This window comes from Heyndrickxia sp. FSL W8-0496, from assembly GCF_038007825.1.
GTDB classification, from domain to species: Bacteria; Bacillota; Bacilli; order Bacillales; family Bacillaceae_C; genus Heyndrickxia; species Heyndrickxia oleronia.
Window position 1 is genome coordinate 1,111,257 of sequence record NZ_JBBOXX010000001.1, and the last position, 17,369, is coordinate 1,128,625.

A 17,369-nucleotide genomic window follows, 5' to 3' on the forward strand; every position below is an offset into this window, starting at 1 on the left:
AAACTTGTAAACAAATTGGTGTATTGAAAATAAATTATTTATGTAGGATTATCCCAGTTTTTTTGAGTGGATAAATGGGTACGCTAATTTCAAGGAGGATTTAAATGCTCTACTTAACGATATTTATATGCTTTATAAGTTCGGTTTTACTAACTCCTTTAGTAAAGAAACTCGCTATAAAAATTGGCGCGACAGATAAACCAAATTATCGAAAAGTTCATCAAAAAATTATGCCACGATTAGGTGGATTAGCGATATTTATTAGTTTTATTATTGGAATGTTGATTTTAAGTCCAGAACAGAAATACACCTTACCGATCATTATCGGAAGCTTAATTATTGTAATTACTGGTGTTCTTGATGATATGAAGGAGCTTTCAGCCAAAGTAAAACTTCTTGGTCAAATTATTGCAGCCCTAGTAGTTGTCCTTTGGGGAGGTCTTCATATTGATATTATCAACCTGCCTTTCGGTGGATCATTATCGCTTGGAATATTCAGTATACCGTTTACGATCATTTGGATCATTGCAATTACTAATGCGATAAACCTTATTGATGGATTAGATGGATTAGCAGCAGGTGTATCATCTATCGCACTTATTTCAATTTGTGGAATGGCAATCTTACAAGGGAATCTTGGTATTGCTATTATGGCTGCTATTGTTTTAGCAAGTACGCTCGGGTTTCTATTGTATAATTTTCATCCTGCTAAGATCTTTATGGGTGATACGGGAGCATTATTTTTAGGTTTTATTATTTCTGTATTATCATTATTAGGCTTCAAGAGTCTGACATTTATCTCTTTGATCATTCCAGTTATTATATTAGGTGTTCCGATTTCGGATACATTCTTTGCGATTATTCGCCGGATTGTTAATAAACAGCCAATTGGCGCTCCTGATAAATCACATCTGCATCACTGCTTATTAAGAATCGGTTTTTCTCACCGTCAAGTTGTACTTATTATTTATGCATTAGCTGCCATGTTTGGTTTAGCTGCATTTATTTTCACAATGGCAACAATGTGGGGATCATTTATCTTCATTGCAGTCATGCTTATTGCGATTGAACTGTTTGTAGAAAGTATCGGCTTAATCGGCAAGGATTATAAACCGTTAATAAAGTTCATAAGAAATCGATCGTAATTTTTTAAAACCTCTACATATTGTAGAGGTTTTTTGTAATTACTATAGATAAACTCGTGTGAATCATTGTTAGGGAACGTTCTATTAAAAGGAAAAGGATAATCCAAAAAGGGGATGGACCTTTTAGATTATCCTTTTATTCATTCATGATACTTTTCTTTAGGGAAAATTCTATATTTTGAATTTATGAATTAATGTATTAAGATCTTCTGCTAGGCCTGCTAGCTTGCCGGCATGTGTTGAAACTTCTTCTAGTGTACTGCTTGATTGTTCCGCCGCAGCTGATGTTTGCTCGATTCCTGCAGCTGCCTCCTCAGAAACGGAGGCGATATTGGATATCGCTATGTTAAGTTTTTCATTATTTTGAGCAATATCATTAATATCATTTGATATATCTTGCATTTTTTTGCCTACATATTGGATTGAATGATTAATTTTATTGAAAGTTTCGCCAGTTTGATTGACTTGTTTTGCCCCTTGTTCCGCCTGTTGATAGCTTTGCATTAATGACTCTGTCACGTTTTCTGTTTCTGATTGAATATTTGTCACAATAGCAGTGATATTTGAAATTGAGACATTTACTTGTTCAGCTAAATTTTTAACCTCATTCGCTACGACCGCAAACCCTTTACCATGTTCACCTGCGCGGGCAGCTTCAATTGAAGCGTTTAAGGCTAATAAATTAGTTTGGTCTGATATTTCTTTAATCACTAAAATTAATTCCGAAATGCTTTGTGTATGTTCCTTTAATACAGTAACTTTATTCACTGATTCTTTGACGGTGTTGTTTATTAACTGAATTTTTTCCACGGAAGAGTTCATTGCTTGATTTCCTTCCTCTGTGAGCGAAAGTACTTTCTGAGAAGTCTCTGATACATACATTCCATTTTCTTTGGCTAAATTTATTTTTTTCGATAGAGTATGCATAGATTCGGAAAGTTCAGAGGCAGAACCGGCTTGTACTTCTGCACCTGCAGATAATTCCTGCATGGTTGAAACAATTTGTTTACTACCTTCTACGACTTCATTAGATGCTTGAGTTAATTCTTCACTTTGCTGTGAAACAGTTTTTGATGCAGTTGAAATTTCTGTGACAAACTGCCGCAGCTGTTCATTCATCTCATTGACGCTCTTGGTTAATTGGGCCACTTCATCTTTTGCTTTTGTTTTAATGTCAGGACTAGTTAAATCACCAGCAGTAATTAGCTTCATTCGTTTTGCCACTTTTAGTATCGGTTTTGTAATAGAGCTTGAAATGACTAAAGATATGATGATAGACAGAATAATGATGATAATTAATACGATCATACTTAAATTTAAAGAGTTCTTTCCAGAATCAATGGCAATATTCCCATTTTTCAGAATGGCGTTTTCCTGATTAGTAGACAACTGCAGAAATCCCGATATGATTAAATTTCCTTCAGGAGTAATTTTATTTTTAAAACTTTCTAATGCTTTTTCCTTGTCTCCAGAATCATATACTTTGAACACTTCATCTTCAATGGATTTCTGCCAACTAACGCTTCTATTGATTAGTTCTTTTTCTTCCTTTGAGTTGGTCAACTTTAGAATTTCATTTTGAAAATCTTTACTAAGTTCCGTATACTGATCGAACTCCACTCTATAATTTACATCATCAAATAAAATATATCCTCTTGCAGCTGAAATTCTTTGGGAGATATTATATTTTAGATTATTATTAGCGGTTAGAAGTGGAAGTTGTTTAGAAATAATCTTATCGGTTTTTTTATTATTTTCCATTATAGAAATATAGTTGAACATACCTAAAATTAAACAAAGGGCCACAATAATACTAAAACCACCAATGATTTTTCCCTTTAAGCTACGCATATGTACTCCTCCTAGATGCATATTTATTTAAAAAATTAAAAATATACCAAAATAATAGTACCATAGACATGTCAAACATCATAGGAAAAAGGTTGTGTCTGAGTAAAAAAATGGGTTAAAGGGATCTTGGTGTATCATCTGCCTTCATCGGTAGTTGATATAGGTATTTTTTGGTTAGTTTTTTCTATATAATATGTGAATAAAGCTTTTTTGCAATAAGGAACGAAAATGAGTGATACACTTTTTGGCACGATCTATTTGTTCTATTAGGATGCGCATTTGACAGTTCAGGTCCATTTCTAGTTCATTATCGAAAATAATAACTGGGCGGCCCATTTTCATTACATATTCATCAATATGTTCCGGAAAAATCCATTGGCAGTGATATTCTTGGGGAGAGGTGGTTGGAAATGCATAAATCGATTCAATTGGACAAATAACTAACGGAGTTTTTTTATAAAAGGATAATGTCTTTTTAACAATGTTTATTCGCCAGTGATAATTAGAATCTCTAATATGGCAGGCATTTATAAGTAACTCGAGGGGAGAATTAGTACTTAAAATGATTCCACTTTCATCATAAACCTTAGTAAGGAATCCCCCTTTATCTATTGGTTCAAGTGCCATAGTGGAGCTAGAGATAGTATAATCAACTTTTTTAATCACCTATAAATCCCTCCTTGGTAAAATTAATAGTTCTATTATACTAGTAATTTCCATGAAAATCCATATATTTATTAGAATTTTCACACTCTTGTATATTGGATTTATGATTTATAAAATAATTCATTATTTAAAAAAATTATTTATCTGCTATTGAAAAATAGAAAAGAATCAGTTAAACTGTTTACACTAATAAAAAAGGAGTGAACCAAAGGGCGATGAATAACTAATCCTATTTTTTGAAAACATTCGTTAATATTACGATGCATTTTTTGATAATGGGATTAGTCTATGCTTTTAATCTAAAAAAGAATTGTACAGTTTATCAGATCGTTTGATCTGTACAAATGTCCTTTTATGGTTCTAGACGGCCTCTTATCGCAAAAAATGCAGATAAGGGGTTTTTTACTGTGCTCTATTAGTACAAAATCCTAATGCGTATGAGGTTGTTTTATGAAAGGAGTCTTTATGAATATTAAATAGTCAATACTGTTTTCGTATATGAAGTTGTTGATGGTCTTCAACCATTAACTATGAGATAAGATTTTTATAAATGGCAACAATAACTTGATAAAAGAGCCATTATCAAAAAGGGAAAAAATGAAATAAGAAAAGGAGAATCCTATGGGACAATTATTAAAAAATAGATTTGTTCGTGCGATATTTGTATCAGCGTTATTTTTACAGGTTGGAATTTGGGTTAGAAACTTTGCAGTTCTTTTATTCGTTATGGAGAAAACTAATGGGAATGCATTAGCTGTTTCAATGATCTCAGTTGCAGAATTTGCACCAATTTTTATTTTCTCATTTATTGGAGGAACATTTGCAGATCGTTGGAAGCCGAAAAAAACTATGATTTGGTGTGATTTTTTAAGTGCTGTGTCCATCTTTGCAGTTATTCTTGCACTAGTATTTGGTACTTGGAAGGCAGTATTCTTTGCTACACTCATCTCAGCCATCCTTTCACAATTTTCACAACCATCAGGGATGAAACTCTTTAAGATGCATCTGCAAGAGGAATTGATTCAATCAGCTATGTCCATCTATCAAACCATTTTTGCCATTTTTATGATCTTAGGTCCAGTACTAGGAACCTTTGTCTTCCAACAATTTGGGATTGATATTTCAATAATGATAACGGGTATTGCTTTTCTACTATCTGCTGCTGCCCTAACACTAATTCCAGCAGACCATTCTATGGAGAAGGGAGAAAAAACAACTACTCTTTGGGAAGAAATGAAGAGTGGAATTCGGTATGTATTAGCTAAGAGAGAATTAAAGCTATTAGGAATTTGTTTTATGGCAGCTGGCTTAGGAATTGGTTTAATTCAACCACTGAATATTTTTCTTGTTACTGAGCGATTAAGCCTGCCAAAAGAAAATCTTCAATGGCTCCTAATGGTAAACGGTGTCGGGATGATCTTAGGTGGGATCTTTTCAATGATATTTTCAAAAACAACGCCTCCTCAAAGACTATTGATGATGGGGATGTTAGCTAATGCGATTGGTATGAGCATTATTGGGGCATCCACTCTTCTTTGGGTAACATTAATTGTAGAATTTATGTGTGGTTTCTTCATGCCGAGTATACAGATTGGGATCAATACGATGATTTTACAAAATACAGATTCCGACTATATCGGACGGGTAAATGGTACACTGAGCCCATTATTCACGGGATCAATGGTAGTGACGATGAGTATGGCAGGATACCTTAAGGATCAATGGACAATCGTTACAATGTTCGAACTTTCAGCTGCACTATTTATTATCGGAGTGCTGTTTATCTTGCCACTTTACAATAAAGCAGTACCAAAAAAAATGGAAATCTCTAAGGATAGTGTATAAGAGTATGTCATTTCTATTAATTTAAAAGACATGGAAATAATATAGCTTCTGAATAAATGATTAGAGTTTCTCTTTGACCGCATATAGGTTATTGAGAAACTCTTTTTTATAGCGACCATTTTTAAAATATTATATCTTTTTTTAATTTTAGGAATAAGGTATTGTTTTTATAAGGTTTTCTGAAGGAGGAAAAAGACATAAGTGTTGATAAATAGGCTTAGCACACAGAAAAAATTATTTATTATGTTTTTAATTGTTGCACTGGTTCCTTTACTAACACTAGGAATTATTTCATATTTACAGTCTTCTAAAGTTGTTAATGGAAAATTAGCAAATTATAACCACTTTGCAGGGGAGAAAATTAAAACTCAATTAGATCAAATTTTAGTAGATATGTATTATGGATCATCTGCTATACAACAATACTTAGCGGATAGTACAGCAGTAAATTTGAAGCATCAGGAACCCAAAACGTACTCAGATTTTAAGGAGATGAATAATTTAGAAAGGCTGTTGCAGGCACATAAAAAATCGAATATTCGTGGGATATACGTAATCACTTCATCAGGGTATTTTTATGGGGGCTATGATTTTAAATTTGATTTATTTAAGAAACAGGAAATATGGAAGCGTAGTGTTTGGAGTGGAAATCCTAGTATTGGGATCTATCAGCCTACACATTACAAGGATAATAATCCAAAACATGTATTGGGTTTAATTGTGCCATTAAAATTCTCATATGGAGTATTAAACAATGGATATCTTTTAATAGAAACCGATGTGGATGATTTATTTGAGTTAATGAAGGTACTTGAAAAAGATCTCCATTCAAGAATTGAAATTAAAAATGAATTGGGACAATCACTTTACCACTCTACTTCTAAAGAAGCAGCTAGGAAAGATGATATTATTTGGAAAGAACAGACAAACATTAATAATTGGAATGTTGAAATTCGGGTTCCTAGAGATAAATTTTATCAATCGTCACGAGTGATTTTTAAAATTGTTTTAATAGGAATTGGGATCTCATTTCTACTGGCGTCAATGCTTTCCTTTATTTTTTCCAATCAGTTTACAAAGAAAATCTTAAATTTAAAGTTTGCAATTGATGAAGTAAGTAAAGGGATATTCGATACAAAACTCTCCATTCATACAAAAGATGAGATTGGTAAACTTAGTTTTCACTTTAATCGAATGGTTGATAAGATAAAACAATTAATGGAAGAGATTAAACAAAAAGAATTGATGAAACGTGAAGCTGAAATGAAGGCGATCCATTATCAAATTAACCCTCATCTTCTATTTAATACGTTAAACACCATTCAGTGGAAGGCACGCTTAGATGGAAATAAGGAAATTGGACAAATGCTATTACATTTATCAAAAGTTCTTGAAGGTAATTTAAATTTTTCTATTGAACTTATTTCAATAAAGGAAGAGTTAGAGGCAATTGAGCATTTTTTAGTTATTCAGAGACTTAGATATGGAGATCATTTTAATTTTCAAATAGTAATGGATGAGAAACTTAGTAATGGGTTAATTCCGAGAATGACATTGCAACCTATGCTTGAAAATATATTTTTCCATGCTTTTGAGGATGGAGAAGGAATAATTGAACTAGAGATTCTCGAGAATGGTGAATATTTCCGGTTATCTTTAAAGGACAATGGAAAAGGAATGTCACAGGAAAAGTTGAATACTTTATTTACACGGCCAGAGGATCATGTACGTGGTGGGATTGGTTTATATAATGTAAAACAAAAATTCCAAATCTACTTTGGAAAGGATTTCATAATTAGAGCGGATTCAGTGCTCAATCAAGGAACATTTATTTCTATATCTTGGCCAAAAAGGTGGAGAGATACTCGTGGATAAGTCACTTATTAAAGTATTAATTGTAGACGATGATACAATCGTACGACGAGGTTTAAGGGCAACGATTAATTGGAGCCACTACGGGATGAAGGTAATTTCAGAAGCTCCAAATGGAAAACGTGGATGGGAGGAGTTTTTAAAATATCATCCAGATATTGTTATAACGGATATTGTGATGCCTGAAGAAAATGGTCTTGATTTTGCACGAAGAATTAAGGCATACTCACCACGTACGAAAATCCTTTTATTGAGTTGTCATAAAGATTTTGAATATGCACAGGAAGGATTAAAACTTGGGGCTTCAGGTTATATATTAAAAACAGTATTCGAGGATTCGGAATTAGACCATTTTCTTACTTCCTTTCAACAGGAATTATCCCAATCTAATAAAGAAGTCATAGCATCAGATATACAAGAATCCTTTAATTTTTGGATTAGGGAGGATCAAAGTGACTTTGACCATCAATTGGAGCTGTTCTTCAAGAATGAATGGAGTTGGATGAATCAACCTTTCTATGTCTATCTAATATATAAGTCTACTGCTTCATTATTGAAGTCTATCCCAAAGTCGGTGAATTCTGTATCCTTATCAGTTAATGATAGTTATACTTTCATTTTTATTGAACAAGCTTTCCACCAAACCTTTTTAGGTCATCTGATTGAATTGAAAGCGAGACAAAAAGCACTGGATTGGATATATGAGGGTCCATTATCGGGGATGCAGGAGTGGATGAAAGTGGTAAGAGCTTTTCACCATGCACAGAAAGAAGGATTATTATTTGAATGCCCAAATGTTATTATCATGGCGATTGAGTATATTGTTAGAAACTTATCAAATCCTATGAGCGTTTCAGATATTGCTAAAGAAGTGAAAATGAGTAGGAGTCATTTAAGTACATCGTTTAAGAGAGCAACAGGTGAAAGTATTCACTCATATATAGAGAAAAAACGTCTTCAATGGGCAAAGCAGCTTTTAAATGAATCGAAATTAACCATCCAAGAAATTGGTGAGCTTATTGGAATTATGGATGCTAAATATTTTAGTAAGTGGTTCAAACGGTGTACAGGTTATCCTCCTTCCAATTATCGAATCCAACAAAAAGACGATATAGGGCAAACAAATTGGCAAGCTAAATGAAAAAACAATTAAAAAGTACAATGAGTATCAAACAAATAGAAGTGTTTAACCGCTTTCATTAAATATAAAATGAAAGCGGTTATATTTTTAATAGTTAAAAAATTAGAAAAGAGGGGTCCTATGAAGAAAAAGAGAATATGGTTCTCGTTGTTAGTAGCAGTATTTGTTCTTGTTATGTCTGCTTGTAGTTCAAACAGTTCTTCTGGAGATGGGAAAAAGGATGGGAAAACAATTTTACGTTTTGCTACTTGGGATACTGGTGATACGTTAAAAATTCAGCAGGATATTGCAAAGGAATTTGAAAAAGAAAATAAAGATGTGAAGGTGCAAGTAGAGGCTTATGGTGATGGTTTTGATCAAAAGATTGCTGCCTCATTTGGAGCAAAAAACCCTCCTGATGTGATGTATATGTGGGATTTTACAACCTATCATCAGTCACTTGAACCTTTAGACTCATACGTGGAGAAGGACCCAGATATTAAAATGGATGATTTTTATGAGGGATTATTTAACTATTCGAAGGTAGATAAGAAGCTATATGGAATGCCTGCAGGTTTTTCTACTATGGTTGTTTATTATAATAAGAAACTTTTTGACCAATATAACATTCCATATCCACAAGAAGGCTGGACATGGGACGAGTTTTTAGAAAGTGCAAAAAAATTAACAGATAAGAGTAAGAAACAGTACGGATTTTCCGTTACCTCAGAGCCGGATACTTATGATTTACAAAGCTTAGTATGGAGTAATGGCGGTAGTTTCATTAGTGATGATGGAAAGCAAATTGACGGGGTGATGAATAGCACTGAAACAATTGAAGCAATCCAAATGTATGGTGACATGGTAAAAGACGGTATTGCAGTATTAACTGGAGGGAAAAATCAGCAAAGTGCAAGTGATATTTTTAAATCAGGCAAACTTGGAATGCTTATTAGTGGAATTTGGCCAATTCAAGGTTATAAAGATGCAAAAGTTGATTTCGGTACTGTGATGATGCCTTCCTTTGGGTCAAAACCAGTAAAAGGATTAATCTCATCCTCTTCTATATCCATTGCGAAGGATTCAAAGCAAAAAGAACTGGCCTGGAAATTTGTGAAATTTTACTCCTCTGAAAAGGCGATAAAAATGAGAACAGCTGATCTACCTGTAAGAAAAAGTGTAGTAGAAGAGACAAAAGTAATGGAAGATGCGCTATATAAGCCATTTTATATTATGCTTGAAAACGCTACTAATACTCCTGCATTTTTATTAAATAAAAATTGGAATGAAGTGAATCGTAATTTATCGGCTGCCATAAATGCTGTTATGCTCGGTCAAAATGGAAAGCCATTATTTGATAAGGCGGTAAAAGATTCAGAAAAATACTTATCTAAGTAAATTAAACGATGAGGGAGCAAATCTATTAATAAGTCCAAAATTAGTAGAAAGCTCCTTTCAGGATTAGTAGGAGAGGGTAATTATGAGAGTCGATTTGAGTGTCACTACCGGACAAACAACGATTCAGACGAAGAAGAAAAAACAATGGAGAAAAATAACTCCTTATTTATTTGTTTCACCTTGGATTATTGGATTTTTAATTTTTACATTAGGCCCATTGCTTTTTTCATTTGTAATTAGCTTTTTTGATTGGCCGATTGTCGGTGAGAAGAAATTTGTTGGACTATCCAATTACATGACAATGTTTACCGATGATCCACTGTTTTGGCACTCTTTATGGGTTACTGTGAAGTTTGCTCTCTTCTTTGTTCCATTAAATATTATATTAGCACTGTTGTTAGCCATTTTATTAAATCAAAGGGTAAAAGGAAGCTCTCTATTCCGAACATTTTTCTATGTTCCTTCTGTAATATCTGGTGTCGCTTTAGCGATGATTTGGGGATCTGTTTATGATGGGGAATATGGCATTCTTAATTATTTATTATCTTTAATTGGGATTGATGGACCTAACTGGTTGAATGATACAACTTGGGCATTGGTGGCAATGGTTGTCGCAAGTTTATGGGGACAGGGGACCATGATGCTGATTTTTCTAGCAGGCTTAAAAAATATACCCCAAGAATTATATGAAGCGGCAGAAATTGATGGTGCAGGAAAGATTTATCAATTCTTTAAAATTACATTGCCATTACTGTCACCAACTATTCTGTTTAATTTAATTATGACGATTATCGGTGCATTTCAGCAACTAACTTTAGCACTTGTCCTAACAGGTGGAGGCCCACTTCAATCAACCTATTTTTATGCGATGTATGTTTATGAGAATGCATTTAAATATTTTAAAATGGGCTATTCATCAGCTAATGCATGGATTATGTTCATCATTGTTCTTTCATTAACCTTAGTTGTTTTTAAATCCTCTAGTATGTGGGTGTATTACGAAAATGAAGTAAAAAACGATAAATAGAACTTAAAAAGGGGGTGCCTAGATGAAAGCACAAAGAAGAGTGCAAAAGGGATTCGTCTATGGAATGCTTATTTTATTATCCATCCTATTCCTTGCACCATTTTTTTGGATGATTTCGACAGCGCTTAAATCACCAGAGGAGCTATATCAATTTCCACCAAAGCTTTTACCATCAACCTGGCATTTTGAAAACTTTTTGAAGGCCTGGAACAGTCAACCGTTTAATCACTTTTTAGTGAACAGTTTAATTGTAACCGCTATGACAACAATAGGACAAATCGTTTCATCTACTTTAGTTGCCTATGGGTTTGCACGTTTCAAATTTAAAGGTAGAGATGTTTTATTTATTATTCTTTTAGCTACGATGATGATTCCATGGGATGTTACGATGATTCCACAATATATGGAGTTTAATTTATTCGGTTGGATTAATACGTTAAAGGCACTAATTGTTCCATCTTGGTTTGGTTCAGCCTTTTACATTTTCTTGCTCCGACAGTTTATTATGTCTATTCCAAAAGAACTTGATGAAGCGGCAAGAATGGATGGAGCAAATTCTTTCCAAATATATTATAAAATTTATTTGCCGCTAGTTTGGCCAGTTATTGTATTGATTGCTGTATTTAATATTTTAGGGAGCTGGAATGATTATTTAGGTCCATTAATTTTCTTAAATGATCAGAGTAAATATACACTAACCTTGGGGTTAGCTCAGTTTAAAGGAGTTCACGATGTTGATACAAACGGAATCATGGCTGTCACGTTCTTAATTAGTATCGTACCACTCATTTTATTCTTCTTGGCACAGAAGAAAATTGTTGAAGGTGTACAGTCAACAGGACTGAAATAATGATAAAAAATGGATGGATTTTCAGTTCATCCATTTTGTTTTAACGCTCTAGAAAAAGATAAGGAGGGGAAGTTATGAAGGTTGCAAACATGAAAATTCCGTTCAGCTATTATGGTTCCTATTTAGTTATTTCTCCAATCCACAGAAAAGGATCTGATCAAACCAAATTGTTTATCCGACATATTCGCGGAGGAGATGAACGAGATAGTTCACTGTTTGCCATTGAGATGTTACGTGGTGAAGAAAGCATTCATTACGATGTTGAGATGGAGCCCCATTTACTTTCGCTAATTGCGACAGATGGTAGCGGTGATTCAATTAAATGCTGTTTTAGCTCTGATTCTACGATTCGAATAAAAGGGAATCGCGTGGGACTAAAGCTTTCTGCTATAACAGGTGCTTATGATTATGCCGTGCGTTTTCCAGATACAACCTGGGAGATGAATAGTTTTATTCAAAAACGAAGATTTCGACTTATTCCTTTGGAAGGTTCACTGCTAGTGGATGCTCCGTTTGATGTAGATAAGAGTAAGCATATTTTCGCCTATTGTAAGCCAGATGTGATGACGGAGGAATTTGATCTAGCGATTACTGAATATAATCTCGTTTTTGAAAAGGAATCCAAATTGTCCCTTTCATTTAAAGAAAATGTGCTTCAGGCTGAAAAGGAATTTAAGCACTGGAAAGAGGGGATGTTAAAGATCCCTGATGTGTACAACAATGGATTTGACATGGCATCCTATATTACTTGGTCATGTGTAGTGAAACCGGATGGATTATTAAAGAGACCTGCCATGTATATGTCTAAAAACTGGATGACAAATATTTGGAGTTGGGATCATTGCTTTAATGCGATGGCACTCATTGATAATAACCCTGAACTTGCATGGGATCAGTTTTGTATTTTCTTCGATCAACAAGATCGTTCCGGCGCATTACCAGATTTCTTAAATGATCAAGGGGCATTGTGGAATTGCTGTAAACCACCTATTCATGGCTGGGCATTGAAGTGGATGATGGAAAAAACAACGTTTATTGACAATGAAAGATTAGTAGAGGTATATGAGCCATTAAAACGGTGGACCAATTGGTGGTTTTACCATCGTGACGATGATCAAGATGGAGTTTGTCAATATAATCATGGGAATGATAGCGGTTGGGATAATAGCACGGTTTTTGCAAAAGGAATTCCAGTCGAAACTCCAGATTTATCGGCGTTTTTAATTATACAGATGGATGTATTACAAAAAATTGCAAAACAATTAGGAAAAGCAAAAGAAGCGTTGGAATGGAAACAGCGAGCGGATGCCACTTTTTCCGCCATGATGGAGCATTTTTGGACAGAAAATGGATTTAGAGCCTGTTTATCTACCACTCATGAGACGATTAAATCTGATAGTCTCTTACTCTATATCCCTCTCATTTTAGGTGAGCGATTAACTAGTGAGCAAAGAAATATATTATTAACCAATTTATTAACGAAAAACAAGTTTAAGACAGAGCATGGTTTTGCAACGGAAAGTGTAACTAGTGATTATTACCGAGATGATGGTTATTGGCGAGGACCAATTTGGGCTCCTTCCACTATGCTCTTAATAGATGGATTATTAGCATGTGGAGAAGGAGATTTGGCAATCAAAATTGCAGAAGCGTTTTGTCAGATGGCAAATCAATCAGGTATGGCAGAAAATTTTAACGCGATGACTGGGGAAGGGCTGCGTGATCCTGCATTTACTTGGACCTCAAGTGTGTTTTTGATTGCGGGCAGTTTAATTAATAAGGAGGGTGTAACCAAGTGAATCGAGACTATTTTCAATTGAAAAATAAAGTATGTGTGATTACTGGAGCTGCATCGGGGATAGGGTTAGCAACAGCCCAATTATTAGCGGAGGTCGGCAGCAAGGTTGTATTGTTAGACATTAATGAAAAAAATGGAAAAGAGGTGGAAGCGGATCTAAATAATCAAGGACGTTCAGCTCGATTTATTAAATGTGATGTAACAAAATCTGCAGATTGTCAACATGTTCAAGAACTGCTAGAGAAAGAATATGGAAGTGTAGACGTACTATTTAATAATGCGGGAATTATTCGAAGAAAGAGTGTGGTGGAACTGGAGGAAAATGATTGGGATTTAGTGATCGATGTATCTTTAAAGGGTGTATATCTTCTATCTAAATATCTAATTCCTCTGATGGCTGCTGCTGGCGGTGGAAGTATTATTAATACTGGATCGGGATGGGGATTGAAAGGAGGAGATCAGGCGGCGTATTGTGCGGCAAAAGCGGGTGTTGTTAATTTAACGAAAGCAATGGCGATTGACCATGGGCCACAAAATATTCGTGTGAATTGTATTTGCCCTGGTGATACAGATACACCATTACTTAGGAATGAAGCAAAGCAGCTAAATCTAAATGAAGATATATTTTTAATTTCGTCAGGTGCAGATCGTCCATTAGCGAGAATTGGTAAACCACAGGATATAGCCAACGGGGTATTATTTCTTGCTAGTGAACTTGCCTCATGGGTAACAGGAACAGAGCTAGTTGTTGATGGCGGTGGTTTAGCTTAAGTAACTATTTTAAGGAGGGAATTAGTGATGTCACAAAAAATACACCCATATATTCCAAATATGGTCCCAGAAATTCAGGAAGAGATGCTTAATGAGATAGGAGTCCAATCCGTTATGGAGTTATATAATTGTATTCCAAAAGAGCTTCAATTCCAGGGAAATATGGATCTGCCCAAGCCTTTAACGGAATATGAGCTTAGGAGATATATCGAAGCAATTCTTCAAAAGAATATAAACACTAAGGAATATGTAAGCTTCTTAGGTGCAGGATGCTGGCAGCACTTTATACCAGCTGTTTGCGATGAAATTAACCAACGTTCAGAGTTTTTGACTGCTTATGCTGGCGAACCATATGAGGATCATGGGCGCTTCCAGGCACTTTTTGAGTATCAAAGTTTATTAGCAGAATTAGTTGATATGGATGTGGTCAATGTACCTACCTTTGATTGGGGGCAAGCGGCGGCTACTTCAATTCGAATGGCTGCTAGGATAACTAAGAGGAAGAAAGTACTCCTTGCCAAAACTGTTGCTCCTGAACGAACAAAGATTATAACTAATTATGGCTCTCCTGATTTAGAATTTGAATTTATTGATTTTCAATTAGAATCTGGATTAATGAATCTTGAAGACTTAACAGTTAAATTATCTGAAGATGTTGCTGCCCTATATTTTGAAAATCCATCCTATCTAGGATTTATTGAATCACAGGGGGAGACGATAGCAAAATTATTAAAGGAAAAAGGAGTCCTAATGATTGTAGGGGTTGATCCAATCTCACTTGGAATATTAGCTCCGCCAAGTCATTATGGTGCAGATATCGTTTGTGGTGATTTACAACCTCTTGGTATGCATATGAATTTTAGCGGCGGGCAAGCAGGATTTATTGCCACCCGTGATGAGGTTCAGTTTGTTCAGGAGTATCCATCTCGTTTATTCGGGATAATTCCTACTATTCAAGATGGAGAATATGGGTTTGGTGACGTGGCATATGACCGCACCTCCTTTGCATTACGTGAAAAGGGAAAAGAATCTGTTGGAACTCAAACAGCATTATGGGGAATAACAGCAGGTGTTTACTTAGCTTTAATGGGACCAGATGGGATGTCTGAAGTAGGCCAAGCGATTAGACAAAAGAGTCAATATGCTGTTAAACAGCTCGCACATATAAAAGGTATAAAAGGATCACGTTTCCGATCCCCATTTTTTAAAGAATTTATAGTTGATTTTAATGAAACGGACATGACAGTAAAAGACATCAATCAAAAGCTTCTTCAATATAAAATCTTTGGTGGAAAAGACTTATCTATTGAATTTCCAGAGCTGGGTCAATGTGCTTTGTATTGCGTTACAGAAATTCACACAAAAGAGGATATTGATCGTCTAATTAATTCGTTAACTGAAATCATTCAGAAATAGGGAGGAGCGAATGTGATGAAAATAAAGAAAAGGAATTTCAAGCATAATGTTGATTTTCATCAAGCGAAATGGAACGAACCGATTATTTTTGAATTACATCAAAAAGGGGAAAAGGGTGTGGAGGTTCCACCAGTGGATGAAGAAATCACTCAATTGGTTGGTGATGGAATATCCGATCTTCCTTTAGAGATGAAAAGAAAGAGTAAGGCTGCCCTTCCTGAAATAGGTCAAGCACGTGTTTTACGTCATTATCTTCGTCTGTCCCAAGAAACACTTGGCTCGGACTTTAATGTAGAAATTGGTCAAGGAACCTGTACGATGAAGTATATTCCAAAAATTAATGAGTTTCTTGTACGTGATCCTAAATTGACTGAACTTCACCCCTTGCAGGATGAATCGACTGTTCAGGGAATACTCGAAATTTTTTATAAGTTGGATTTATGTATGCGTGAAATTTCCGGAATGGATTGCTTTACTTTCCAGCCAAGTGGCGGTACACAAGCATTATATACAATGGCATCAATCGTAAGGAAGTATCACGAAGTACGAGGAGAAGGCGATCAACGTGATGAAATTATTACAACGATTTTTTCTCATCCTTCTCAAGCTGCCACAGCTGCTGTTAAGGGGTACAAAATTATAACCCTGCATCCAGATGAAGACGGATTTCCAGATATAGAAAAATTAAAGGCAGTGGTTTCCGAGCGGACAGCTGGATTTGTTGTAGCAAATCCAGAGGATACAGGAATATTTAATGGGAAAATTAATGAATTTACAAAAATTGTTCATGATGTAGGTGGGCTTTGCTATTATGACCAAGCTAATGCAAATGGGTTATTAGGCATTACACGTGCGAAAGAAGCAGGCTTTGACATGTGTTTCTTTAATCTTCATAAAACATTTGCAGCTCCTCACATGTGTGGTGGGCCGGCAACTGGGGCACTTGGAGTAATAGAAGATTTAAAAGGGTTTTTACCTACAGCAATTGTCGATTATAAAGACGATAAATATTACTTAAATGATGAATTACCGCATTCAATTGGCAAAATTCGCGCGTTTCATGGAGTAGCACAAACCGTTCTCCGTGCCTATGCATGGATTAGGGCATTAGGAGCAGATGGATTAAAGGAAGTAGCAAAAACAGCAGTTCTAAACAATAATTATATGTATAGCAAGGTTCGAAAAATTAAAGGAGCAAGTGCCCCCTATATAAAAGGAAGCCGCTTAGAACAAGTTCGTTATAGCTGGGAAGGGCTAACAAAGGATACAGGGGTGACAACTGAGGATATACAAAGAAGAATGACTGATTTTGGATTACACTACTGGACGAGTCATCATCCATATATAGTGAAACAGCCTTTTACATTGGAGCCTACAGAATCATATTCGAAACAAGATTTAGATGAATATATTTCTGCACTTGAACAAATTTCAAAAGAAGCTTATGAGAATCCAATGATTGTAAAAGAGGCACCACAACAGAGTACTATTCACCAGCTAGATGAGCAGGATTTTCTTGATCATCCAGAGAAATGGTGTATTACTTGGAGAACATATCAGAAGAAGGTTATTCATAAACAAATAAGCATGAGTAAGTAAAAAAGTAAGAT

Annotated in this window: 13 protein-coding genes; 11 read left to right on the forward strand and 2 right to left on the reverse strand. The window is 35.0% G+C overall.

Going from position 1 to position 17,369, the window contains the following annotated elements:
- Positions 1-104 precede the first annotated feature (104 nt).
- Positions 105-1,145 carry a glycosyltransferase family 4 protein gene (locus tag NST63_RS05610; RefSeq protein ID WP_071975100.1) on the forward strand — a complete coding sequence of 347 codons (1,041 nt, stop codon included), beginning with the start codon at positions 105-107 and terminating at the stop codon, positions 1,143-1,145.
- A 171-nt stretch (positions 1,146-1,316) separates the two neighbouring features.
- Here NST63_RS05610 and NST63_RS05615 read toward each other — a convergent pair whose 3' ends face one another.
- Together NST63_RS05615 and NST63_RS05620 are read right to left on the reverse strand one after the other, a co-directional pair.
- Positions 1,317-2,996, reverse strand: a complete 1,680-nt coding sequence (locus NST63_RS05615) for a methyl-accepting chemotaxis protein (protein ID WP_212944707.1) — start codon at positions 2,994-2,996, stop codon at positions 1,317-1,319.
- A 174-nt stretch (positions 2,997-3,170) separates the two neighbouring features.
- Positions 3,171-3,662, reverse strand: a complete 492-nt coding sequence (locus NST63_RS05620) for a competence protein ComK (RefSeq protein WP_212944706.1) — start codon at positions 3,660-3,662, stop codon at positions 3,171-3,173.
- 621 nt (positions 3,663-4,283) lie between these two features.
- Here NST63_RS05620 and NST63_RS05625 point away from each other — a divergent pair.
- From NST63_RS05625 to gcvPB, 10 genes are all read left to right on the forward strand, one after another.
- Entirely contained in the window at positions 4,284-5,507 is a 1,224-nt protein-coding gene (locus NST63_RS05625) for an MFS transporter (RefSeq protein WP_341041545.1), read from the forward strand.
- 201 nt (positions 5,508-5,708) lie between these two features.
- On the forward strand, positions 5,709-7,382 hold the full coding sequence (locus NST63_RS05630; RefSeq protein ID WP_212944705.1) for a sensor histidine kinase: 1,674 nt from the start codon (positions 5,709-5,711) through the stop codon (positions 7,380-7,382).
- Complete coding sequence (locus NST63_RS05635; protein WP_212944704.1) at positions 7,375-8,520, forward strand: response regulator transcription factor; 1,146 nt, start codon at positions 7,375-7,377, stop codon at positions 8,518-8,520. Before NST63_RS05630 ends, NST63_RS05635 begins: the two co-directional genes overlap by 8 nt.
- Before the next feature lie 120 nt (positions 8,521-8,640).
- Positions 8,641-9,897 carry an ABC transporter substrate-binding protein gene (locus NST63_RS05640; RefSeq protein WP_212944703.1) on the forward strand — a complete coding sequence of 419 codons (1,257 nt, stop codon included), beginning with the start codon at positions 8,641-8,643 and terminating at the stop codon, positions 9,895-9,897.
- 82 nt (positions 9,898-9,979) lie between these two features.
- The gene (locus NST63_RS05645; RefSeq protein ID WP_071975094.1) at positions 9,980-10,924 is read left to right on the forward strand and encodes a carbohydrate ABC transporter permease; all 945 of its coding nucleotides are present in this window, start codon (positions 9,980-9,982) and stop codon (positions 10,922-10,924) included.
- A gap of 22 nt (positions 10,925-10,946) precedes the next feature.
- Positions 10,947-11,774 (forward strand): carbohydrate ABC transporter permease, encoded by an 828-nt coding sequence (locus NST63_RS05650; protein WP_212944702.1) that lies wholly within the window; start codon positions 10,947-10,949, stop codon positions 11,772-11,774.
- Positions 11,775-11,848: 74 nt separating this feature from the next.
- Positions 11,849-13,573: an amylo-alpha-1,6-glucosidase gene (locus tag NST63_RS05655; protein WP_341041548.1), complete on the forward strand. Its 1,725-nt coding sequence runs from the start codon at positions 11,849-11,851 to the stop codon at positions 13,571-13,573.
- Positions 13,570-14,343, forward strand: a complete 774-nt coding sequence (locus NST63_RS05660; protein WP_341041550.1) for an SDR family NAD(P)-dependent oxidoreductase — start codon at positions 13,570-13,572, stop codon at positions 14,341-14,343. Before NST63_RS05655 ends, NST63_RS05660 begins: the two co-directional genes overlap by 4 nt.
- 27 nt (positions 14,344-14,370) lie before the next feature.
- Positions 14,371-15,759: an aminomethyl-transferring glycine dehydrogenase subunit GcvPA gene (gcvPA, locus tag NST63_RS05665; protein WP_341041551.1), complete on the forward strand. Its 1,389-nt coding sequence runs from the start codon at positions 14,371-14,373 to the stop codon at positions 15,757-15,759.
- Positions 15,760-15,774: 15 nt separating this feature from the next.
- Positions 15,775-17,358 carry an aminomethyl-transferring glycine dehydrogenase subunit GcvPB gene (gene gcvPB, locus NST63_RS05670; protein WP_341044151.1) on the forward strand — a complete coding sequence of 528 codons (1,584 nt, stop codon included), beginning with the start codon at positions 15,775-15,777 and terminating at the stop codon, positions 17,356-17,358.
- Positions 17,359-17,369: the final 11 nt, after the last annotated feature.

Bases quoted from the DNA above. Each gene is read 5' to 3' on its own strand.
- NST63_RS05610 (WP_071975100.1), top strand. From the start codon at position 105: ATGCTCTACTTAACGATATTTATATGCTTTATAAGTTCGGTTTTACTA.
- NST63_RS05615 (WP_212944707.1), bottom strand. From the start codon at position 2,996: ATGCGTAGCTTAAAGGGAAAAATCATTGGTGGTTTTAGTATTATTGTG.
- NST63_RS05625 (WP_341041545.1), top strand. From the start codon at position 4,284: ATGGGACAATTATTAAAAAATAGATTTGTTCGTGCGATATTTGTATCA.
- NST63_RS05640 (WP_212944703.1), top strand. From the start codon at position 8,641: ATGAAGAAAAAGAGAATATGGTTCTCGTTGTTAGTAGCAGTATTTGTT.
- NST63_RS05645 (WP_071975094.1), top strand. From the start codon at position 9,980: ATGAGAGTCGATTTGAGTGTCACTACCGGACAAACAACGATTCAGACG.
- NST63_RS05650 (WP_212944702.1), top strand. From the start codon at position 10,947: ATGAAAGCACAAAGAAGAGTGCAAAAGGGATTCGTCTATGGAATGCTT.
- NST63_RS05655 (WP_341041548.1), top strand. From the start codon at position 11,849: ATGAAGGTTGCAAACATGAAAATTCCGTTCAGCTATTATGGTTCCTAT.
- gcvPA (WP_341041551.1), top strand. From the start codon at position 14,371: ATGTCACAAAAAATACACCCATATATTCCAAATATGGTCCCAGAAATT.
- gcvPB (WP_341044151.1), top strand. From the start codon at position 15,775: ATGAAAATAAAGAAAAGGAATTTCAAGCATAATGTTGATTTTCATCAA.